We start from the raw sequence: 21,810 nt of genomic DNA, 5'->3' as shown, positions 1-21,810 counted from the left end.
GCTGGTAGCGCCGGGCCTTTTCCCGCCCCCGCCGCCCTCACCCGTCCCATCCTCCAGGGGCGCTGCCCCTTCGACCCCGGTCCCGGGGGGGGCCCCCCCCCGCCACCCCGCGGCCCCCCAAGGGGCCCGGCCACCAAAAACCCCCCCCCACCCCCCCCGCCGCCCCCCCGGGGCGGGCCCCCCCCCCGGGGGTGCCGGGGGGGGCCCCCCCCCGGGGGGGGGGGCCGGCCCCCCCCCCCCGGGGGGGGGGGGGGGGGGCGGCCCCCCCCCCCCCCACACCCGGGGGCCCCGGCCCGGTTTGACCCGTTCGGCCGTGGCCCCGTAACCTTCACTGTCGGCGTGTCGACTGACACGTCACATCCCCGTAAACCCTTTCCTCCGGAACACCTGGGTGTTGTGGAGAGGCTGTCCGCGTGCCGGGTGGCTGGACTGCGGGGGTGCCGTCCCGAGCGAGAGAGTGAGATCCGCGTGTACGCCATCGTGCGCAGCGGTGGTCGCCAGCACAAGGTTGCTGTCGGCGACATCGTTGAGGTTGACAAGATTTCCACTGCCAAGGTTGGCGACACGGTCGAGCTCTCGACCCTGCTCGTTGTCGACGGCGAGTCCGTGACCAGCGACCCGTGGGTGCTGGCCGGTATCAAGGTCCAGGCCGAGGTCGTGGACCACCACAAGGGCGTCAAGATCGACATCCTTCGCTACAAGAACAAGACCGGCTACCGCCGTCGTCAGGGCCACCGCCAGCAGTACACGGCGATCAAGGTCACTGAGATCCCCGCGGCTGCGAAGTAAGGGACTGAGGAGAGATGGCACACAAGAAGGGCGCATCGTCCACCCGTAACGGTCGTGACTCCAACGCTCAGCGCCTCGGCGTGAAGCGTTTCGGCGGTCAGGTCGTCAACGCGGGTGAGATCCTGGTCCGCCAGCGCGGCACCCACTTCCACCCCGGCGCGGGCGTCGGCCGTGGCGGCGACGACACGCTGTTCGCCCTCGAGGCCGGTTCGGTGCAGTTCGGCACCCACCGTGGCCGCAAGGTCGTGAACATCGTCCCGGTCGCCTGAGCTCAGGCTTAGGGCTTCAGACCGAACGTTTCGCGAGGCGGACCTCACTTCCCCTGTGGGAAGGCGGGTCCGCCTTTCGCGTGTTACAGCAGTAGAGAACCGTACGAACATTTCAAGTGCTGGAGGCACCCCACATGACCACCTTCGTGGACCGCGTCGAACTGCATGTCGCCGCGGGTAACGGAGGTCACGGCTGTGCCTCCGTCCACCGGGAGAAGTTCAAGCCGCTCGGCGGCCCCGACGGCGGTAACGGCGGACGGGGCGGCGACGTCATCCTGACCGTCGACCAGTCGGTGACCACGCTCCTGGACTACCACCATTCCCCGCACCGCAAGGCCACCAACGGCAAGCCCGGTGAGGGCGGCAACCGCTCCGGCAAGGACGGCCAGGACCTGGTCCTGCTCGTGCCGGACGGCACCGTCGTACAGGACAAGGCGGGCAACGTCCTCGCCGACCTGGTCGGCCACGGCACCTCCTACGTCGCCGCCCAGGGCGGCCGCGGCGGCCTCGGCAACGCGGCGCTGGCGTCCGCGCGGCGCAAGGCGCCCGGTTTCGCGCTGCTCGGTGTGCCCGGTGACCTCCAGGACATCGTCCTGGAGCTGAAGACCGTCGCCGACGTCGCGCTGGTCGGCTACCCGAGCGCGGGCAAGTCCTCGCTGATCTCGGTGCTCAGCGCGGCCAAGCCGAAGATCGCCGACTACCCCTTCACCACCCTGGTCCCGAACCTCGGTGTGGTGACCGCCGGCTCGACCGTCTACACCATCGCCGACGTGCCGGGTCTGATCCCGGGCGCCAGCCAGGGCAAGGGCCTGGGCCTGGAGTTCCTGCGGCACGTGGAGCGGTGCAGCGTGCTGGTGCACGTGCTGGACACGGCGACCCTGGAGTCCGACCGTGACCCCGTCTCCGACCTCGACATCATCGAGGAGGAGCTGCGGCAGTACGGCGCCGGGCTCGACAAGCGGCCCCGCATGGTCGTGCTGAACAAGATCGACGTCCCGGACGGCAAGGACCTCGCCGAGATGGTGCGCCCGGAGCTGGAGGCGCGTGGCTACCGTGTCTTCGAGGTGTCCGCGGTGGCGCACATGGGGCTGAAGGAACTGTCGTTCGCGCTGGCCGACGTGGTCGCCAAGGCGCGCGCCGCGAAGCCGAAGGAGGAGGCGACGCGGATCGTCATCCGGCCCAAGGCCGTCGACGACGCGGGCTTCTCCGTGGTGCGCGAGGAGGACGGGCTGTTCCGGGTGCGCGGCGAGAAGCCGGAGCGCTGGGTGCGGCAGACCGACTTCAGCAACGACGAGGCCGTCGGCTATCTCGCCGACCGGCTCAACCGCCTCGGTGTCGAGGAGAAGCTGATGAAGGCGGGCGCCCGCTCGGGCGACGGTGTCGCGATCGGCCCCGAGGACAACGCCGTGGTCTTCGACTGGGAGCCGACCGTGATGGCCGGTGCCGAGATGCTCGGCCGCCGTGGTGAGGACCACCGCTTCGAGGCTCCGCGCCCCGCGGCTCAGCGGCGCCGCGACAAGGAGGCCGAGCGGGACGAGGCGTCGCGGGAGTTCGACGACTTCGAGCCGTTCGAGCAGTGAGCCGGCCGGTGACCCAGGTCGTCGGCTGAGGTGGTCGACGCCGGGAGAACCTCCGGCGTACGACAGGGCAACCAAGCGTCGTTCCGGTGAGTCGTACGGGGCAGCGTGGACGGGGATCTTGATCCTCTCCACGGTCAACTGCCCTGACGACCACCGGAGTTCACGTGTCCCTGTCTGCTTCGTCCGCCTCGCACAGAACCCGGCGCGCCGTCGTCGCGGCGATCGCCCTGATCGCCGCCACGTGCGGCGCGCTGCCCGTCGCGCAGGCGCAAGCGCAGCCGAAGGCCGAGGCGCCGCAGGACTTCAACGGGGACGGGTACGAGGACCTCGCCGTCGGGGTGCCGTACGCCACGGTCGGCGGGAAGAAGGCGGCCGGTTACGTCGCCGTCGTCCAGGGGTCGGCGAAGGGCCTGGACCTCGCGACCAAGAAGGTCTACTCGCAGGCCTCGCCCGGTGTCCCCGGCTCGCCCGAGGCGGACGACCGCTTCGGTGACCACGTCATCCCCGTCGACCTGGACGCCGACGGCTACACCGACCTGGTGGTGCCCGCGACCGGGGAGCACTGGACGTCGGGCGGCGAGGCGCAGGTCCACAGCCAGACCGTGCTGTGGGGTTCCGCCACGGGTCTGTCCGGCGGGACGCTGCTGCGGCCGGGGCGGCTCCTCGCCACCCACTCCAGCCTCCCCGGCGACTTCGACGGCGACGGCCACACCGACCTGGCCATGCCCGGCGGCGTGCGCTTCGGCCCCTTCACCCGGGACGGCGTGCCCGCCCGGACCCAGGAGATCCCCGTCTACGACAGCGACGACTCGGTGCTCGACATGGCCGCCGGGGACATCGACGGCGACGGCATCACCGACCTCGTCTCGCTGACCATGCCCGCCGACTGGGAGCCCGGCGACCAGGGCTCCAACCACCACCTCAACTACCTGCACGGCACCGAGCAGGGCCTCGCCCCGCTCACCGCGTTGCGCAACGCGCAGGGCGCGAAGATCGAGGGCGGCAGCGACATCGAGCTCGGTGACGTGAACGGCGACGGCCGCGACGACATCGTCTTCGGCAGGCCCTCCCCGGCCAACGGCAACGAGGAGCCGAACGACCCCAGCCAGTACGGCGACCGGGTCGGCGTCGTCCTGGGCACCGCGCAGGGCCCCAAGAGCGGGGACCCGCGCATGCTGCACCAGGACACCCCCGGGGTGCCGGGCGCCGGCGAGTCGGGTGACTTCTTCGGTGCGTCCGTCGCGGTCGGTGACGTCGACGGTGACGGCTGCGCCGACATCGTGGCGGGCGTCCCGCTCGAGGACTTCGCCGGTGTGCAGGACGCGGGCACGGTCGCCGTGATCCCGGGCGGGGCGTCCGGTCCCACCGGTGCCGGGTCGAAGGTGTTCAGCCAGAACACGGCCGGTGTCCCCGGCACCGCCGAGCGCCGGGACCGCTTCGGCGAGGCCGTCACCCTGCTCGACACCGACGGCGACGGCCGTGCGGACCTGATCGTCGGCGCACCCGGGGAGAACGCCGACGCCGGCTCGGTGTGGGCCTTCCGCTCCACCGCCGCCGGGGTCACCACCAAGGGATCCCTCGCCTTCGGCGCCAAGGCCTTCGGCACGAACCCGGACTCCGCCCGGCTGGGCGCGGACTTCCCGCACTGAGCCGCCGACGATCCCGGGCGCCCCGGTGGAGGCGCCCGTACTGATTCCCAGTCAGGCCTGTTGCGGCAAGCAGGTGTTCGTGTGCCGCGGGGGGTCTTCTGTTGTCTGTCTAGTTGTCATGCACCCGAAGCTCACGGTTCAGCGGGCGGACCGTCCATGGGCGTGAGCTTCCCAATGTCCAAGAGGCCAGTGAGGCAGGGGAGTTCGCTGATGACCGGAGCAACATCGCCCGACCGACGCCGCTTTCTGACCGCCGGGGCCGCCGTGATCGGCGCCGCCGCATCCGCCCAGCTGTGGCTGCCGACCACCGCCCGCGCGGCCGGCACGACGTTGCCCGACGGCGTGTTCAGCCTCGGTGTCACCTCCGGCGACCCGCTGCCCGACGGCATCGTCCTGTGGACCCGGCTCGCCCCCGACCCGCTGAACGGCGGCGGCATGCCCGACGAGGTCGTGCCCGTGGAGTGGGAGATCGCGGAGGACGAACGGTTCAGAAAGCCCGTACGCCGGGGCGTGACCCAGGCGCGGCCCGAGTACGGGCACAGCGTTCACGTGGATGTACGGCGGCTGCGCCCGGGCCGTACCTACTGGTACCGCTTCCGCACGAGCGGCCAGATCTCGCCCACCGGCCGCACCCGCACCGCCCCCCACCCGCACAGCAAGGGCGGCAGTCTGCGCTTCGCGCTCGCGTCCTGCCAGAACTACCAGCACGGCTACTTCACGCCGTACGCCGACATGCTCGCTCAGGACCCCGACTTCGTGCTCTTCGTCGGCGACTACATCTACGAGTCGTCGCCCGCGTCGACGGGTGTCCGCCGGCACGAGGGCACGGGGGAGCCGTACACCCTGGTCCAGTACCGCAACCGGTACGCCCAGTACCGCAGCGACCCGGACCTCGCCGCGATGCACGCCGGCGCCCCCTGGATCGTCACCTTCGACGACCACGAGGTCGACAACGACTTCGCCGGCGAGATCCCGCAGGACCCCGGCAAGCAGACGCACGACGCCTTCGTGGCCCGGCTCACCGCGGCCTACCAGGCGTACTACGAGCACATGCCGGTCCGCGCGAGCTCGGTCCCCAACGGCCCGCACATCCAGATGTACCGCCGCCTGGAGTTCGGCCGCCTCGCCCGGCTCAACGTGCTCGACACCCGGCAGTTCCGCAGCGACCAGGCGACCAGCCAGGAGGGCGCCCAGGACCCCTCGCTGACCATGCTCGGCGCCGGGCAGAAGGAGTGGCTCCTGGACGGGCTGCACGACTCACCGGCCCGCTGGAACCTCATCGCCTCGCAGATCATGATGGCCGAGACCGATCTGAAGGTCGGCGAGGGCAAGCTCTGGTACTACGACGCCTGGGACGGCTACCAGGCCGAACGCAACCAGCTCATGCGGGAGTTCGAGGACGTCCGCAACCCCGTCGTGTTCACCGGCGACCGCCATCTGACGATGATCAGCGACCTCAAGCAGGACTTCGCCGACCCGGACTCCGACGTCGTCGGCGCCGAGTTCGTGGGGACGTCCATCTCCAGCAACGGCGACCAGGACCAGGACGCCTTCCACAAGCAGTGGGACCCGCTGATGGCGGACAACCCGCACTGGAAGCTGCTCGACGCCCACCGCGGCTACCACCTCTTCGACGTCGACCGCCACGGCATCGACGCCCGGGTCAGGACCGTCGACACGGTCCGGCAGCCGACGGCGACGGCGAGCACGCTGGCCACGCTGCGGGTCGAGTCGGACCGCCCCGGCGTCGAGCTCGCGTGACCGGTCGACGATGAATTGCGGGTGACGGGAGCCTGGGACTCATCTGTGTCCCAGGTCTCTCTCAGCACAGTCTCAGGAACCCCTCTTACCGTCCCCTAACCATGGAGACGGACTGTACGAGACATGAACCCGTGGCGAACGACGGCGTGATCACCCCGCTGCCCGCCGGCACCCGCCTGCTGCACATCGGCCCCCACAAGACCGGGACGACCTCGATCCAGGGCGCGCTGTTCGCCGTCAAGGACCGGCTCGGCGGGTACGGGGTCGACTGGCCGGCCGCCACCCGGCACCCCATGGAGGCCGTGCTGGCGGCCTGCGCCCGTCCGGGGATGATGGGCGACGCCGGACCCAGCGAGAAACAGTGGCTGCAGCTCGTGGACAAGGCGCGGCGCGCGGGCCGGCGCACCTCGGTCATCAGCAGCGAGTTCTTCGCCGACGCCCCCGACGACGCGACCGTGGCACGGATCGTCGAGCAGCTCGGGCGCGAGTCCGCACACATCCTCGTCACCCTGCGCCCCCTCGCGAGGATCATGCCCTCGCAGTGGCAGCAGTACGTCCAGAACGGCCTGCGCATGGGCTACGAGGACTGGCTCGAGCACATGCTCAGGAAGGCCCCCTACGACAGGCCCAACCCCAGCTTCTGGCACCGCCACCGGCACGACCGCCTCGTCGAGCGCTGGGCCCGGGCGGCCGGCCCCGAGCGGGTCACCGTCGTCGTCGTGGACGACCGCGACCGGGGCGGGCTGATGCGCACCTTCGAGTCGCTGCTCGGGCTGCCGGCGGATCTGCTCCAGGAGGTCCCGGATGCCGCGAACCGTTCCCTGACGCTCGCCGAGACCGAAATGCTGCGGAATCTTAATAAGGAATTCCGCGGCAATGACCTCCCGGAGGAGCTGTATTCCAAGCTCGTACGGCACGGCGCGGTGATGCATATGAAGAACGCGTGCAGTCCGACCGCGCAGGACGTGAAGATCAGCACTCCGCAGTGGGCCGTGGAGGCCGCGGCGGAGATCGGCGCCAGGATGGCGCGACGCATCGGCACCATGGGCGTGCGCGTCCTCGGCGACCCCGCCCTGCTGTCCGCCGTGCCGAAGCCCGCCACACGGACCCCGGCGGAACCGCGGATCGCCCCCGAGGTGGCCGCGCAGGCACTGTACGGAGCGCTCGCCGCGGCCGCCGCCGCGCCGATCCGGAACACGGCGCCGGTCAAGTCGCGCACCGTGCACCAGACCTCGTCGAAGGAACTCGTGAAAGTGCTGGGGCACCGCTGCCTGAAGCGGCTGCGGAGGCGCTGAGGGGTACGGTCGTCACACACAGCAATACAGAACTCCCTGTGGAGTTACTCACAGCAATTCCAGGTACTCGCCACAACGGTCTCCTCAATCACCAGGAGTACAAGGTGAATGACAGATGGCGCGCACATATGCGACGGACGGCGCTCACCTTGCACTGCGGTAACCCCAAGTGGGACCATTTCCGAGTTCCCTGTCGCCCCGAGGTAGGTCATCTGTGTCCCAGCACATCGCCAAGCCCCGTACCACCGCAGTGATCCTGGCCGGCGGTACCGGTCAGCGAGTGGGTCTTTCGATCCCCAAGCAGCTGCTGAAGATCGCCGGCAAGGCAGTCATCGAGCACACCCTGACCACCTTCGAGAACGCCGACTCGATCGACGACATCATCGTCCTGATGGCGCCGGGCTACGTGCCGGACATAGAGAAGATCGTGGCCAAGGCCGGGTTCACGAAGGTCAAGAAGGTCATCGAGGGCGGTTCGACCCGGAACGAGACCACCGAGCGCGCCATCGAGGCGCTCGGCGAGGGCCTGGCCGAGGGCGAGGACCTCAACGTCCTGTTCCACGACGCCGTCCGCCCGCTGCTGGCGCAGCGCGTCATCGACGACTGCGTGGTCGCGCTGGAGCGCTACCAGGCCGTCGACGTCGCCATCCCGTCCGCGGACACCATCATCGTGACCCGCACCCATGGCGAGGACGGCGAGTTCATCACCGAGATCCCGGACCGCTCCCGGCTGCGCCGCGGCCAGACCCCGCAGGCCTTCAAGCTGTCCACGATCAAGCGGGCCTACGAGGTCGCCGCCGGTGACCCCAACTTCCAGGCCACGGACGACTGCTCGGTCGTGCTCAAGTACCTGCCGGACGTGCCGATCCACGTCGTCGCGGGCGACGAGTACAACATGAAGGTCACCCAGCCCGTCGACGTCTTCATCGCCGACAAGCTCTTCCAGCTGGCCTCCACCGCCGCGCCCGAGCAGGTCTCCGAGGAGGCCTACCGCGAGCTGCTGACCGGCAAGACCATGGTCGTCTTCGGCGGCTCCTACGGCATCGGCAAGGACATCGCCGAACTCGCCGAGTCCTACGGCTCGAAGGTGTACGCGCTGGGCCGCTCCACCACCGGCACGCACGTCGAGAACCCCGAGGAGGTCGACGACGCGCTGTCCAAGGCGTACGCCGAGACCGGGCGCATCGACTACGTCGTCAACACCGCCGGAGTGCTGCGCATCGGCAAGCTGGCCGAGACCGACAACGCGACCATCGAGGAAGCGCTGAAGGTCAACTACCTCGCCCCGGTGCAGATCGCACGTTCCAGCTACAAGTACCTGGCGGAGACCAAGGGCCAGCTGCTGCTCTACACCTCCAGCAGCTACACCCGCGGCCGCGCCGAGTACAGCCTCTACTCCTCGACCAAGGCCGCGATGGTGAACCTCACCCAGGCCCTGTCCGACGAGTGGGCCGGCGACGGTGTCCGCGTCAACTGCATCAACCCGGAGCGCACCGCGACCCCGATGCGCACCAAGGCGTTCGGTCAGGAGCCCTCGGGCACCCTGCTCTCCTCCGAGGCCGTCGCCCGTACCTCGCTCGACGTGCTGCTGTCCGAGCTCACCGGCCATGTGATCGACGTGCGCCAGCAGGACCCGACGGCCGCCGCGGGCAGGGCCTCCGGGTTCGAGCAGGCACTTGCCAGTGTCCTGGACCGTCAGGACGGCGTGGCATAATCAACGGCAATTAGACATCTGCTATTCAGGCCTCTGTGGCTGCCCGTTATCGGAGCATTCGCAGGGGCCTGAATCAGTACCTCTCGCGAATTTCTCACATTTTCGCTGCATATCAGAACCACACCGGCACTCCCCCTCCAAGAGCAGGTTCCTCTGTGATAACCAGAGCCATTCGCGTCGCCCGGGTGGGCAGTGCGGCCGAGCTGGCCGCAGCGGCCCTCATGATCCTGGGCTTCCCGGCGCTCATGCTGGCCGCGCTCGTCCCGAGCGTTCCCGCCTTCACGGCCGCCGCCGCGGTGACGTACCTGGCGGACCACTATCTGCACCGCAAGGGCAGCTACCTGATCAACCGCCTGAGCAAGGTGCGCGCGGGTCTGTCGATCCGCTTCCTGATCCGGCAGCTGCTCCTGGTCCTGCTGCTGGCCCGGCTCGACCTCGCGGACGGTCTGGTCTTCTACGCCGCCGTCGCGTGCTTCATCGCCTTCTACGGTCTGCAGGCCCCGCACGGCGCGCTGGTCACCCTGATCCGCAACCGCCGCCGGATGCCGGTCGCCACCCGTAACGTCGACCTGAAGTCCCGCATCCGCATCCCCGACGCCCCGCCGCGCCGTCTGCTCAACCGCTCCGCCGAGAAGATGCTGCACCTGGACCTCGCCGCCGTCGTCGGTGTGCTGGTCTCCGCGGCCACGGACGACACCCTCGCGGCGTTCGTCGGCATCGGCGCGACGATAGTGCTGGGCACCCTGTACGTCGTCGCGCTCATGCCGTACGTCCGTGGCAGGAAGACCCCGCCGAACGCGGAGACCGTGCTGGCCGCCGTCGACGACTGGCTGGCCGGCTACCAGCCGGAGACGGTGCTGTACTTCTCCGGCTCCAAGGACTCGGCGTACCAGGTCAACATGTGGCTGGAGACCATGGAGCAGCTGGACTCCAAGCCGCTGATCATCCTGCGCGAGAGGGCCATCCTGAACAACCTGGCCCCCACCACGGTCCCCGTCGTCTGCGTGCCCGGAGGGGTGCACCTGATGAACATGGACCTGACCAACGTGCGCGTCGCGCTGTACGCGGCCAACGTCGGCAAGAACATCCACCTGCTGCGCGTCCCGACCATGAAGCACGTCTTCATCGGCCACGGCGACAGCGACAAGCTCGCCAGCGTCAACCCGTTCAGCAAGGTGTACGACGAGGTGTGGACCGCCGGTCGCGCGGGCCGCGACCGCTACGCCATCGCCGACGTCGGCGTCCGCGACGAGGACATCGCCGAGGTCGGCCGCCCGCAGCTGGCGCCGATCCAGACCTGGCAGGGAGTGCCGGAGGGTCGTATCCCGACCGTGCTGTACGCGCCCACCTGGGAGGGCTGGGACGGCGACCCGGGCAACACCTCGATCGTGCTGGCCGGCGAGAACATCGTGAAGAGGCTGGTGACGGCCGACCCGCCGGTCCGGGTCCTGTACAAGCCGCACCCCTTCACCGGCACGGTCAGCAAGGAGGCGGGCGCCGCGCACGCGCGGATCACCGCCCTGGTGGAGAAGGCCGGCGCCGAGCGGGCCACCGATGTCCGCTTCACGGCCGACGCGGCCGCCCGGACGCAGGCCAAGGCCGATCTCGGCCGGATCGAGGCGCGGATCGCCGAGCTGTCCGGCCGCGGCGGTGACAAGGGCGACGAGGCCGAGGCCACGCGTGACGGTGTGGTCGACGTGGCCAGGCACGAGGAGATCGCCCGGCTGCGCGCCGAGTGGAACGACGCCTACTGGCGCTCCGTCGGCACCTTCGAGCACCGGGTCATCACCGGCGCCGAGCCGCGGCTGTACGACTGCTTCAACGTCTCCGACGCGATGGTCTCCGACATCTCCAGCGTGGTCTCCGACTTCATCGCGAGCGGCAAGCCGTACGCGGTGACGGACTCCGCCGAGCTGGGCGTGGAGGAGTTCAAGCGGCAGAACACCGCGGTGCGCGCCGCCACCATCCTGTCCAACAGCGCGGCCGAGCTGGGCGGCCTGCTGGACGCGGTCCGTGACCCCGCGGGCGACCCGCTGGCGGAGGACCGCAAGGAGCTCAAGCAGTATCTGCTGGGCCCGGACGAGCCGACGTCCATCGAGCAGTTCAACACCGCCGTCGCGAATCTCGCCCTCAAGGCCGAGGCGCGCAACGTCGGGCAGGAGTCACGGGCGGCGACCGGAGCCGCGGAGGCCACGACCAAGGCCTGACCAACTCGCCGTCAAGAAGGGCCCTGTTTTCGAGGAGTGATCCTCGAAAACAGGGCCCTTTTACGTACGTCATGAGGGACGCGTTCTCACTGGTCGTGACCTGCGCCACAAAAAAGCTATGAGCAGGCAACCGCTTCCCTTCCTCGTCCGTCTACTAAGTTGCGAATAAACCAATACAGGGGGAATGCCCTATGACCAAGGGTTCCTCATGATCTGGGGGAAGTGTGACCGTGACGCAGCCTGATGTGACCGTGATCATCGGGGCGTACGACGCGATGCCGTACCTGGTCGATTGCCTCGCGTCCGTCGAGGCCCAGACCCTCGACCACACGCGCATCGAGGTCATCGCGGTCGACGACGGATCCACGGACGGCACCGGCGCCTGTCTGGAGGAGTTCGCGGACCGCGCCGACATGCCGGTCACGGTGATCCGCCAGGACAACTCCGGCGGCCCCAGCGCCCCGCGCAACGTCGGCCTGGGCAAGGCCGGCGGACGGTACGTGTTCTTCCTGGACGCCGACGACCGGCTCGGTCCCGAGGCCCTCGAGCGGATGGTCGCGATGGCCGACCGCAACGGCACCGACGTGGTCCTGGGCCGCGTCGAGGGCATCAACCGCAAGCCGCCGCAGTCGATGTGGGGGCGGACGCTGGAGCGCACCGACGTCTGGTCGTCCAACATCAAGTTCACGCTGAGCGCGCAGAAGCTGTTCCGCCGCGACCTGCTGGACCGTCACGGCATGCGGTTCGACGAGTCGTTGTGGACCGGCGAGGACGCGCTGTTCACCATGGAGGCCTATCTGCGGGCCGACGGCGTCTCCCTGATCGACGACTACACCTGCTACTACCTGGTGGGCCGCGAGGACGGCAAGCACGTGACGAAGAGCGGGAGCTACACCCTGCGCTTCGACTCCGCGCGCGCCCTGATGAACCTGGTCGCGGAGATGGTCCCGGCGGGCCCGCGGCGCGACATGCTCATGCTCCGGCCCTTCCTCGTCACGCTGCTCCCGCAGTTCGGCCCGAGGTACCTGCGGGACAGTGAGGAGGTCCAACGGCACAAGTTCGAGCTGGCCAAGCCCCTGATGGACGCCTACTGGACCGACGAGGTCGCCCGCCGACTCAGGGTCGACGAGCGCCTGCGCCTCCATCTGGTGGCCGAGGAGCGGCCCGAACTCCTCGCGGACGTCCTGGAGTTCCTGCGGGCCAAGAAGCAGGCCGCCGCGCTGCTGGAGAAGCGTGGCCGCCGCGTGTATCTCGCCTACCCCCACTTCCGCGACGCTGCCGCCGGCATCCCCGACTCCGTCTACCTCGCCGAACCGCGCGAGGCCCGGGCGTTCCCGGGATACCGGGAGGGCGGGCTCGACTCCTTCGTCCGACGGGCGCTGCGCAAGGCCCGCCGGATGCTGCCCGCCCGGGACGTCCGGCCGACGGCGGTGGCGTGAGGGCCTAGGGGGTGGCGGTGTGCTGCTCCTCGGACTCGGACTCGGACTCGACCTGGGTCTGCCGCTGCCCGGGGATCTCCGCGGCCAGCCGCTCCCGCATCCGCGCGCGATGCTCCCGGGCCTCCGCGCACAGCGCCTGTACGGCGGCGTTGAAGCGCACCTGTGAGGCCGGTTCCGCCGGGCCCAGCAGATGCCGCTTCAACTCGGCCCGCGCCTCGGCCAGTCCGTCCTTGTCGGGCTCGCGTACGGCGTCCAGCAGCTGCGCCACCCCGCTCGCGTCCGGCGTCAGCACGGTGGCGGCCCGGACCGTCGGGAAGCTCTCGCGGAACACGTCCTCGGACAGCCCGCTGGTGTTGGCCACCGCGTAGGGCTTGCCGCTCGCCAGGAAGTCGCTGACCACGCTCGACACATCGCTGATGAGCAGGTCGGCCCGGTTGAAGCAGGCGTACAGCGTGGGCCGAGCGTCCGTGACGACCTGGTGCTCCCACTGCGGCAGCGAGGCCCAGTACGCCTCCTCCCAGGCGGCCGTGGCCCGCTCCACCGCCTTCGCACGCCCCTTGTGCGGCACCGACTGGAGCAGCATCCGCTCGACCTGGTCGGCGCTGGTCCGGAAGTCGGCCGTGGTGAGCCGGTCCAACTGCGCCGTGCACCGGGCGAGTTCGCCGTCGGCGACGGGCCGCGGCCCCGTCCGCCGCCGGTTGGCGCTCCGGATCAGTTCCCGGATGCGCTGATCGGCCGCCCCGGCCCGCGGATCGACCGAGCCGGTCAGCGGATGCGGCTTGTAGAGCAGCCGTACGCCGTCGTCCGCGAGCAGCGCCCGTACGAGGTTCTCGCCCGCCTCGACCACTGAGGTGTTGCCCGGGTTGCCGTCCCAGCCCTCCCAGGTCGGCGCGTACAGGACGGTCATGTACGGACCGGTGGGCGGCCCCGCGTACGGCCGTACGGCGTCCAGCTGGGGCCTCCCGGTCTCCACCACGTCGCGGTCGTCCACGCCGACCTCGGCCAGCGCGTACCGTTCGCGCGCCGCGGGACCGGCCACCCACACCTCGTCGTACGCCTTCGCGTACGGGTTGCACGAGGACAGCTTGTCGCTCTCGCCGTGGTTGACGAACGTGTGCCTGAGCGTGGGGATGCGCAGGACCTGGGAGGTCTTGCCGGAGTTGGAGGGGTGGATCAGGACCTGGAGCGTGGACTGCTCCAGCCGCATCAGAGTGGTGACCTTGGGCAGGCAGACGACGGGGATGTCGGTCGCCGCGATCTTCTGCACCATGAAGCGCTCGCGCAGCACGACCACCGGCCGGGCGTCGAGCTTGGCGAGCGACTCCAGCCACATGTTCGCCTGGTACGCCGAGGACGCGCCCCCGGAGAAGTACAGGCCCACGGTCGGCCGGTAGTCGGCCAGCCAGGCGTCGAACCAGTCGAGCACCTCCTGCTCGCCCGCGGGACGGCGGCTCGGCAGCAGCCGCAGCAGCAGCTCGCCCAGGCCCAGCAGGGCGAGCAGGAGCGACAGCGCGACCCCGGCCGCCGCGGCCGCCGGGAGGTCCGTGGCCGCCGTGGCCGCGAGACCGGCGGTGGCCGGCAGCCCGAACAGCAGCAGACGGTGCCCGGGGCGGCGCAGCAGCAGTGCGGGCGGCGCGGTCGACAGGCGCAGCGCGGAGGCGTCGATGTTCCGGGTCACCACCGGCAGGGTGCGGGTGCGGCGGACCAGGACGGAGACCGCCTGGATCGCGAAGTGCAGGCCGTAGAAGACCAGCAGACCGGCGATGAGCGGGGCGTACACCGACTCCCGCTCCTGCTCGCCCACCCGCAGCAGCCCCGCCACCAGCAGCAGGTCCCGCAGCACGTGCCGCACGGTGATGTCCGCGTGCGACTTGGCGAACACCGACATCATGGGGCGCTGCCACCGGTACAGCACGCCCTCCCCTGCCAGGGAGGCGGCGGTCGCGGCGAGCAGCAGCGGGATGTCGGGGAGGAGGGCCGCGACGGCCTGCGCCGCGAAGGCGGCGGCGAGGAGGGCCGTGACGAGGACCTGGGCCGCCCTGCGACGCAGGGGGAGGGGTTTGCGGGGGCGCCTGAAGAGACGTTTCAGGGCGCGCCCGAGACGGAGTCTCTTCTGCCTTTTCGGTCTCTTCGGCCTCTTGGTGGAGCGCCGGCGGGGGAGGGAAGGGGGCACTGCGTCACTCCAAGGTCGTCGCAGGACATGCGCCCGGGTTAACGCCCGCCGACCTCTGGACGACACGCGCGTGTCCGGGCGCCTTGCGACGACCGTGGAGTGGTACTGCCCGATCCCGCCCGCAGCCCTACTGGCGGCCCGACTGCAGGGCCCGGCGGATGGGTGCGCCCACCACGCGGCGCGCGCGGCGGTAGACCGACGGCGCCGGAATGCCCGCGACCGTCCTCGTGCCCCTGGAACCGGCCTTGGCGCGGGCCAGGTCCCGCTTCAACCGCTCGTTGTCCAGCGTCAGATCGGTGATGTGGCGCTGCATGAACGCCATCCGCGTGGCCAGCGAGGCGAGGTCGGCCTCGAGCCAGGGACGCACCCCCGCCGGGAACGACAGCTTGCTCATGCGCTTCTCGAAGGCCGCGCCGCCGTCGCCGTGGGTGAAGGTGTTTTGCAGTCCGTTGCGGTCGAGGAACCCCGCGAACCGCTCGAAGCGCTCGTGGTGGCCGCTCACCAGCCCGCCGAAGTCCGCCTCCTCGTACAGCCGCGCCGGGTCCAGGTCCGCGGGCAGCTGGTCGATCCTGACGTGCGGGATCTCGAAGTAGCGGCACAGCTCCAGGGTCCGGGAGTCACCGACGAGCACGGTGGCGGGCGTGCCCGCGAGCAGCGCCGCGATGTTGCCGTGGATGCGGGAGCCGAAGGAGAAGTCGAAGTCGCGCAGGTCGTCGATCCAGGTGATCGGGTCGACGTAGACGCGGACCTTGTCCTCCCGGTACATCGGGTGGTCGGGGTGCGTCGGTATCGCGGTCACCCTGGAGTTCGGGTCCGACAGGTCCCGCCAGTGCAACTGCCGTGCGTCGGAGAGGTTCTGGCCGATGAAGCGCAGATGCGGGTAGCGGGCGTGGTTCCGCTCGATGATCTTGCCCAGGCCCTGCTTCTGGACCGCGTTGTGCGAACCGTTGACCGCGATCCGGGACGCGGCGGTCAGCTCCGGGGACCGCTTCTGTACGTCGAGTTCCTTGCCGTACATGAACAGTGAGGGGCAGCCGATGGTCTCGACGTCCCGGAACCCCATGTCCTTGAGGTACTGCTCGGTGAACTCGCCGCGCACCCCGATCGAGGCGCTGCGCTCGAGCACCGCCGAGACGAACTCGCGCACGGACGGCTCGATGGGCTTGAGGCGCGCCGGGTCGTAGTTCAGCCCGGTCTGCGCACCGACGCCGACCACCACGACCGGGATCTTCAGCCGGCCGATCAGCCGCGTCAGCCGCTTGAGCTGCTGCTCGAAGGACGGGCGGAAGGCGTTCGCCAGCGGTACGACGAAGGCGTCGTACTCCTGGTTGATCCGGTCGGCCTCGGACACCAGTGACTTGATGCCGTTCGAGACGACCTCGGTGTCCGGGGCTTCGAGCAGCTTGTGTGTGGCATCGCTGAAGATCAAGTTGCCGGAGTTGGTGGCGATGAGGTCCCGCTGGAGGGACTCTTCCACGGGGACCACGTCGAACGGGCTCTTGCCGGACCGGATCAGGATGCGCTTCACGCTGTGAACTTTAGGTGACACAAACTTCAGAATAAATTTGGATCGCCTTTGATTTCTATGAGCAACCTCTACAACCTTTTTGCCGTATGCGAAGGGTGAGCAACCAGTCACCTCCTGATGTGTCCGGGGGCTGGACCGATACGTCTCGCACCGGCCCCTTCGCGTAGATTGCTGCCACGCGCAAGGAAGTGGGGACAGTGCAGGTGGCAAGCGTGAGGCAGGCCGTGAGCGAGGCCCGCAGGATCGTCGTCAAGGTGGGTTCCTCGTCGCTGACCACCGCCTCGGGCGGCCTGGACGCCGACCGGGTCGACGCGCTCGTCGATGTTCTCGCCAAGAGCCGCAGCGGCGGGGAGAAGGAGGTCGTCCTCGTCTCCTCCGGCGCCATCGCGGCCGGACTCGCCCCGCTGGGACTGCGCCGCCGCCCCAAGGACCTCGCCCGCCAGCAGGCGGCCGCCAGCGTCGGCCAGGGCCTGCTCGTGGCCCGCTACACCGCCTCCTTCGCCCGCTACGGCGTCCGCGTCGGCCAAGTCCTGCTCACCAGCGACGACATGAGCCGCCGCTCCCACCACCGCAACGCCTCCACCACCCTCGACAAGCTCCTGGCGATGGGCGCGTTCCCGGTCGTCAACGAGAACGACACCGTCGCCACCGACGAGATCCGCTTCGGCGACAACGACCGTCTCGCCGCGCTGGTGGCCCATCTGGTGCGGGCCGACCTCCTGGTGCTCCTGTCCGACGTGGACGGGGTGTACGACGGCGACCCCAGCAAGCCGGGCACCTCGCGGATAGCGGAGGTGCGCGGGCCCGCGGACCTGGCCGGCATCGACATCGGCAGCACCGGCAAGGCCGGCGTCGGCACCGGCGGCATGGTCACCAAGGTCGAGGCTGCCCGGATCGCCGCCGCGGCCGGCATCCCCGTGGTGCTGACCAGCGCGGTCCACGCGGCCGACGCGCTCTTCGGCGGCGACACCGGCACCTACTTCCACCCCACCGGCAAGCGCTCCGCCGACCGGCTGCTGTGGCTTCAGCACGCCTCCACCCCGCAGGGCTCCCTGACCCTGGACGACGGCGCCGTCCGGGCGGTCGTCCAGCGTCGCAAGTCGCTGCTGCCGGCCGGGATCGCCGCCGTCGAGGGCGAGTTCAACGCCGGCGACCCCGTCGAACTGCGGGACGGCGAGGGGCGCGCGGTGGCCCGGGGGCTCGTCAGCTTCGACGCCAAGGAGATCCCTCAGCTGATCGGACGTTCGACGCGGGAGCTGGCGCGCGAGCTGGGTCCGGCGTACGAGCGCGAGGTCGTGCACCGGGACGACCTGGTGATCCTGCAGCCCTGAGCGCGGCAGAGGACCGCGGAGGTCACGTCGTAGCCGAAAACGGGGTGAACGCCCTGCCAAGACCGTCGCCCTCAGGTGGACGTTCCGCAAAAGCGCCACGCGAACCCTTGCGGCCTGCTCAACTTTGTCTCAGGGACACATTCCGCACGACCACCGGGTCGGTCACTGCGTAAAGGAGGCCGTCGTGAGACGAGTGCGCCCTGGGGACCGGTCCCGCAGCGGTGCCGCCGAGGCCTCGTCGCGTGCGGCCGGTGAGGAGCGCGCCTTGACGAGCGTCGCGGCCGGCGACCGGTACGAGGAGCCGCGGGATCTGCCCCGCCTGTGGCACGTGACCCTCAGCGTCTCCGGGAAGGAGGCCCCGCTGAAGGAAGTCCGGCGCGGCCTCGAACAGCTCGCCCACGACCATCCCTTTCTGCTGACCAGCCGCTATGCCAACGACCACGCGGAGATCCGCTACTGGGAGGAGGCCCGCGACCTGCACGACGCGGCCGCCGTCGCGCTGCGGCTGTGGGGGGAGCACCGCCTGACCGCGGGGCTGCCGCCCTGGGAGATCGTCGGCCTGGAGGTCATCGACCGCGAGACCTACCACCAGCGCATCTCCGAGGGGTACGGCCCGCCCCCGGCATCGCCGGTCGGCGTACACCCGTATTGATCCGGCCACGGACCGCAACCATCAATCGAGGAACCCCCACGGCGAGCAACCACGTCCGCGAGAGCGACGCCGGTTTAGGCGCAAAGGGGAGGTGTCTCGCGGTTTGGGATGAGCGGTGGCCGCCCCCGTACGGCGCACTACCCTTCCCTTATGACCACGCTCTCGCCGTACGACTCCATGTCCCCGGTCACGCAGGCCGCCTACCGCGCCAAGGCCGCCGCCGCCGACCTCGCCCCGCTCCCGCGGGCCGAGAAGGACGACGCGCTGCTCGCCATCGCGGACGCGCTGGAGGTCCGTACGAGCGAGATCGTCGAGGCCAACGCCAAGGACGTCGCCAAGGCCCGCGAGGCCGGCACCAGCGAGACCGTCATCGACCGGCTGACGCTGACCCCGGAGCGGATCCGAGCCATCGCCTCGGACGTGCGGGACGTCGTCGCCCTGCCCGACCCCGTCGGCGAGGTCGTCCGCGGCTCCACCCTCCCCAACGGCATCGACCTGCGCCAGGTCCGTGTCCCGCTCGGCGTCGTCGGCATCATCTACGAGGCCCGGCCGAACGTGACGGTGGACGCGGCGGCACTGTGCCTCAAGTCCGGCAACGCGGTCCTGCTGCGCGGCTCGGCCTCGGCGTACGAGTCCAACACCGCCCTCGTGCGGGTGCTGCGCGACGCCGTGGGCGGGGCCGGGCTGCCCGCCGACGCCGTCCAGCTGGTGCCCGGCGAGAGCCGGGAGAGCGTGCGCGAGCTGATGCGGGCCCGCGGCCTCGTCGACGTCCTGATCCCGCGCGGCGGCGCCTCCCTGATCCAGACGGTCGTCACCGAGTCCGTCGTCCCGGTCATCGAGACCGGCACCGGCAACTGCCACGTCTACGTCGACGCCCACGCCGACCTCGACATGGCGATCGACATCCTGATCAACTCCAAGGCCCAGCGCCCCAGCGTCTGCAACGCCGCCGAGACCCTCCTGGTCCACCAGGACATCGCCCCCGAGTTCCTGCCGCGCGCCCTGGACGCCCTCGCGGAGGCCGGGGTCACCGTCCACGCCGACCCGCGGGTGCTGGCGTACGCGAAGGACACCAAGGCGACCGTCGTCGAGGCCACGCTCGAGGACTGGGACACCGAGTACCTCTCCTACGACATCGCCGCGGCGGTCGTCGACTCGCTCGACAAGGCCGTCGAGCACATCCGGCTGTGGACCTCCGGTCACACCGAGGCCATCGTGACGACCTCCCAGCAGGCCGCCCGCCGCTTCACCCAGCTGGTCGACTCCACGACCGTCGCCGTGAACGCCTCCACCCGCTTCACCGACGGCGGCCAGTTCGGCTTCGGCGCCGAGATCGGCATCTCCACGCAGAAGCTGCACGCGCGCGGCCCGATGGGGCTGCCGGAGCTGACGAGCACGAAGTACATCGTCACGGGCGACGGGCACGTACGGCGCTGAGGCGCACGTCCGCGCATATGCGTGCGGCACGCGCTCCCGGCGCGCGCCCGTGCCGCACGAGAGGTGTCTCACAAGGCGGATGAATTTCCATACCGTCTGCCCAAATTGACCCCCCAGGTCTACTCTGGATCCGTGCCGGAGGACGTGGGGGGTACGCCGTTCCCTGACGGCTGGGAGCCCGACGACGACCACGACCGCGGGGTGTCGGACGAAGAGTTCGCCTCCGTGGTCTTCGACGAGGCCTTCGTACGAGCGGCCGTGGTGCACGAGCCGACCGCCGTCGAACGCCTCCTGGCCGCCGCGCAGGCGAGAGCGGAGGCCTCCGAGGCCGAGGCCCGCCGCACCCACGGCAGAGGCGAGCGCTACGAGGACGGGTACGGCCCCGACGGGCACGACCGTTTCGGCCATGATCCCGAGCTCGACGAGCTGGACGACACCGATGTCCTGGAGGGCCCTTACGGCGCCCCGGGGACGTACGGCAAACAGGTCCGCTGGCACCGTCCCGTCGCCTGGATGCTGGCCCTCGTGATGGGCATCGGCATGGTCGCGCTGGCCTTCACCGCGGTCTACCGGGGCGCGTCCTCCAACAGCCGGGACCAAGGTCCGCCCGCCCCCGCCTCGACCGGGCTGGAGCAGGGCACCGGGTCGGCACCCTCGGCCTCCGCCGACCACTCCCAGCCGGCCATCTCCGCGACCCCGCGGATGCCTTGAGCCGTTACCGGCCACCGGCTGACGATCCTGGTGAGAACCTGTCAGAAGTTGTCGCGCAGCGGGGCGTTTACCTGAGCTCCCGGAGACCTACTCTGAAGATATGGGAGGGCCTGGAGAACCACCTGAGGGGGCACCCGAGGGCGGCCCCGGTGGTGCTGAGGACGAGTACCGATCCGTCGTCTTCGACGAGTCGTTCGTCCGTGCTGCCCGGCTCCAGGAATTCTCCGCGCAGGAGCGCATCGCCGACCACGCGCCCGCCGTCCGCCGCCGCCCACCGGCCCACCGAGGACTGTCCCGGCAGGCACTCGTCCTGGTCCTGCTGATCGCCCTGGCCTTCGGTACGGCGATCTACATGGGCGTACGGCACCCCTATGAGAGCCCCGCCGCGATGAGGGATGTCGAAGCCAGCCTCTTCCGGGCGACCGTCGTCCCGCTCGCCCCCGAGGGCAAGGTGCCCGGCGCGACCGACCCCGAGCAGCTGTACGCGCACAGCCCAGCCGCCCGGTTCCGCATCGGTGCCGCCGGGATCACGATGCCCGCCGCCCGTGACACCTCGCACTTCTCCCAGACCCAGGTGTCGAGCGCGCTCGACACCGTCAAGGAGTACATCGTCCGCTCCGCGCTCTACCCGGAGGTGCTCACCGGCGGACAGACCCGTCCCGTGCGGGTGCTGCTGCCGGCGGACCAGCACCTCCAGTTCGACGAGAGCCTGACCCGTCCGGCCGCCGACGGGCGCCACGCGGTCACCGGATGGCTGGTGCGCTTCGACGCCAAGAGCGTCGAGCTGGCCGACCCGAGGATCCGGGTGCAGGGGACCCTGCGGGCCACCGAGGCCGACTCGACGTTCCTCGAGGTCACCGCGGACCACACCTTCGTGTACGCGCTGCGGCCCGTCGGTGCCGGCGCCAAGGCCGAGGCGTCGCTGTTCACCGTGCGGCGCGAGATGCGGTTCCGCTTCGACCACAACGATGTGCGCCTGCACCAGGCCCAGCTCACCGTGTCGTACGTCCAGGCCGGGCCGATGTCCTGCGGGGGCAACGTGGCGGCGCTGCTGAGTCCGCTGCTGGCCGGCCAGACCGCGAAGGCGGGCGGGCCGGCCGGGACGGATCCGTTCGCGACGGACCGGGCGACGGCGGTGTGCGGGACGTTGGCCACCGGGGCTCAGCCGAAGGTCTGAGCGCCCGTTCGCCGTGCGGGTTCGGTTGTCGGGCGGGTGTCGGCCGGTGCGTGGTTGCTCGCGCCCGCGCGGCGGTAGCCGCACATCGATGCAGCCCC

16 protein-coding genes are annotated in these 21,810 nt (G+C 70.4%); 14 read left to right on the top strand and 2 right to left on the bottom strand.

The features are described 5' to 3' along the window. Nucleotides 1-468 precede the first annotated feature (468 nt). The 9 genes from rplU (at nucleotide 469) to ACIOHP_RS10000 (ending at nucleotide 12,703) form a co-directional block, all read left to right on the top strand. Entirely contained in the window at nucleotides 469-789 is a 321-nt protein-coding gene (rplU, locus tag ACIOHP_RS10040; protein ID WP_046259920.1) for a 50S ribosomal protein L21, read from the top strand. A gap of 14 nt (nucleotides 790-803) precedes the next feature. Further along, nucleotides 804-1,058 carry a 50S ribosomal protein L27 gene (rpmA, locus tag ACIOHP_RS10035; protein WP_003990207.1) on the top strand — a complete coding sequence of 85 codons (255 nt, stop codon included), beginning with the start codon at nucleotides 804-806 and terminating at the stop codon, nucleotides 1,056-1,058. A gap of 134 nt (nucleotides 1,059-1,192) precedes the next feature. Further along, on the top strand, nucleotides 1,193-2,638 hold the full coding sequence (gene obgE, locus ACIOHP_RS10030) for a GTPase ObgE (protein WP_361478284.1): 1,446 nt from the start codon (nucleotides 1,193-1,195) through the stop codon (nucleotides 2,636-2,638). A gap of 164 nt (nucleotides 2,639-2,802) precedes the next feature. Next, entirely contained in the window at nucleotides 2,803-4,287 is a 1,485-nt protein-coding gene (locus ACIOHP_RS10025) for a VCBS repeat-containing protein (RefSeq protein ID WP_401885211.1), read from the top strand. 210 nt (nucleotides 4,288-4,497) lie between these two features. After that, nucleotides 4,498-6,048: an alkaline phosphatase D family protein gene (locus tag ACIOHP_RS10020; RefSeq protein WP_401885209.1), complete on the top strand. Its 1,551-nt coding sequence runs from the start codon at nucleotides 4,498-4,500 to the stop codon at nucleotides 6,046-6,048. Nucleotides 6,049-6,149: 101 nt separating this feature from the next. Further along, the gene (locus ACIOHP_RS10015; protein WP_401885206.1) at nucleotides 6,150-7,343 is read left to right on the top strand and encodes a hypothetical protein; all 1,194 of its coding nucleotides are present in this window, start codon (nucleotides 6,150-6,152) and stop codon (nucleotides 7,341-7,343) included. A gap of 214 nt (nucleotides 7,344-7,557) precedes the next feature. Next, nucleotides 7,558-9,057: a bifunctional cytidylyltransferase/SDR family oxidoreductase gene (locus ACIOHP_RS10010; protein ID WP_361478272.1), complete on the top strand. Its 1,500-nt coding sequence runs from the start codon at nucleotides 7,558-7,560 to the stop codon at nucleotides 9,055-9,057. A 155-nt stretch (nucleotides 9,058-9,212) separates the two neighbouring features. After that, nucleotides 9,213-11,264 (top strand): hypothetical protein, encoded by a 2,052-nt coding sequence (locus ACIOHP_RS10005; RefSeq protein ID WP_401885203.1) that lies wholly within the window; start codon nucleotides 9,213-9,215, stop codon nucleotides 11,262-11,264. 224 nt (nucleotides 11,265-11,488) lie between these two features. Continuing rightward, nucleotides 11,489-12,703 (top strand): glycosyltransferase family 2 protein, encoded by a 1,215-nt coding sequence (locus ACIOHP_RS10000; RefSeq protein ID WP_401885201.1) that lies wholly within the window; start codon nucleotides 11,489-11,491, stop codon nucleotides 12,701-12,703. Between the two features lie 4 nt (nucleotides 12,704-12,707). Here ACIOHP_RS10000 and ACIOHP_RS09995 read toward each other — a convergent pair whose 3' ends face one another. Both ACIOHP_RS09995 and ACIOHP_RS09990 read right to left on the bottom strand, forming a co-directional pair. After that, nucleotides 12,708-14,753 (bottom strand): hypothetical protein, encoded by a 2,046-nt coding sequence (locus ACIOHP_RS09995; protein ID WP_401885286.1) that lies wholly within the window; start codon nucleotides 14,751-14,753, stop codon nucleotides 12,708-12,710. Between the two features lie 250 nt (nucleotides 14,754-15,003). Continuing rightward, nucleotides 15,004-16,404, bottom strand: a complete 1,401-nt coding sequence (locus tag ACIOHP_RS09990) for a polysaccharide pyruvyl transferase family protein (protein ID WP_401885198.1) — start codon at nucleotides 16,402-16,404, stop codon at nucleotides 15,004-15,006. A gap of 224 nt (nucleotides 16,405-16,628) precedes the next feature. Here ACIOHP_RS09990 and proB point away from each other — a divergent pair, with 224 nt between their 5' ends. The 5 genes from proB (at nucleotide 16,629) to ACIOHP_RS09965 (ending at nucleotide 21,712) form a co-directional block, all read left to right on the top strand. Beyond that, a complete protein-coding gene (gene proB / locus ACIOHP_RS09985) occupies nucleotides 16,629-17,735 on the top strand; it encodes a glutamate 5-kinase (protein WP_401885283.1) in 1,107 nt (368 codons plus the stop codon). 184 nt (nucleotides 17,736-17,919) lie between these two features. Continuing rightward, nucleotides 17,920-18,387: a hypothetical protein gene (locus ACIOHP_RS09980; RefSeq protein ID WP_401885194.1), complete on the top strand. Its 468-nt coding sequence runs from the start codon at nucleotides 17,920-17,922 to the stop codon at nucleotides 18,385-18,387. 150 nt (nucleotides 18,388-18,537) lie between these two features. Next, on the top strand, nucleotides 18,538-19,824 hold the full coding sequence (locus ACIOHP_RS09975) for a glutamate-5-semialdehyde dehydrogenase (RefSeq protein ID WP_361540735.1): 1,287 nt from the start codon (nucleotides 18,538-18,540) through the stop codon (nucleotides 19,822-19,824). Nucleotides 19,825-19,929: 105 nt separating this feature from the next. Beyond that, a complete protein-coding gene (locus tag ACIOHP_RS09970; protein WP_361540732.1) occupies nucleotides 19,930-20,535 on the top strand; it encodes a hypothetical protein in 606 nt (201 codons plus the stop codon). Nucleotides 20,536-20,635: 100 nt separating this feature from the next. Beyond that, a complete protein-coding gene (locus ACIOHP_RS09965; protein WP_401885191.1) occupies nucleotides 20,636-21,712 on the top strand; it encodes a hypothetical protein in 1,077 nt (358 codons plus the stop codon). Nucleotides 21,713-21,810 lie beyond the last annotated feature (98 nt).

The sequence above is a fragment of the Streptomyces sp. NPDC087859 genome (assembly GCF_044742595.1).
In the GTDB taxonomy this organism is placed as follows: Bacteria; Actinomycetota; Actinomycetes; order Streptomycetales; family Streptomycetaceae; genus Streptomyces; species Streptomyces canus_F.
This window is presented reverse-complemented; position numbering and strand designations above follow the sequence as displayed.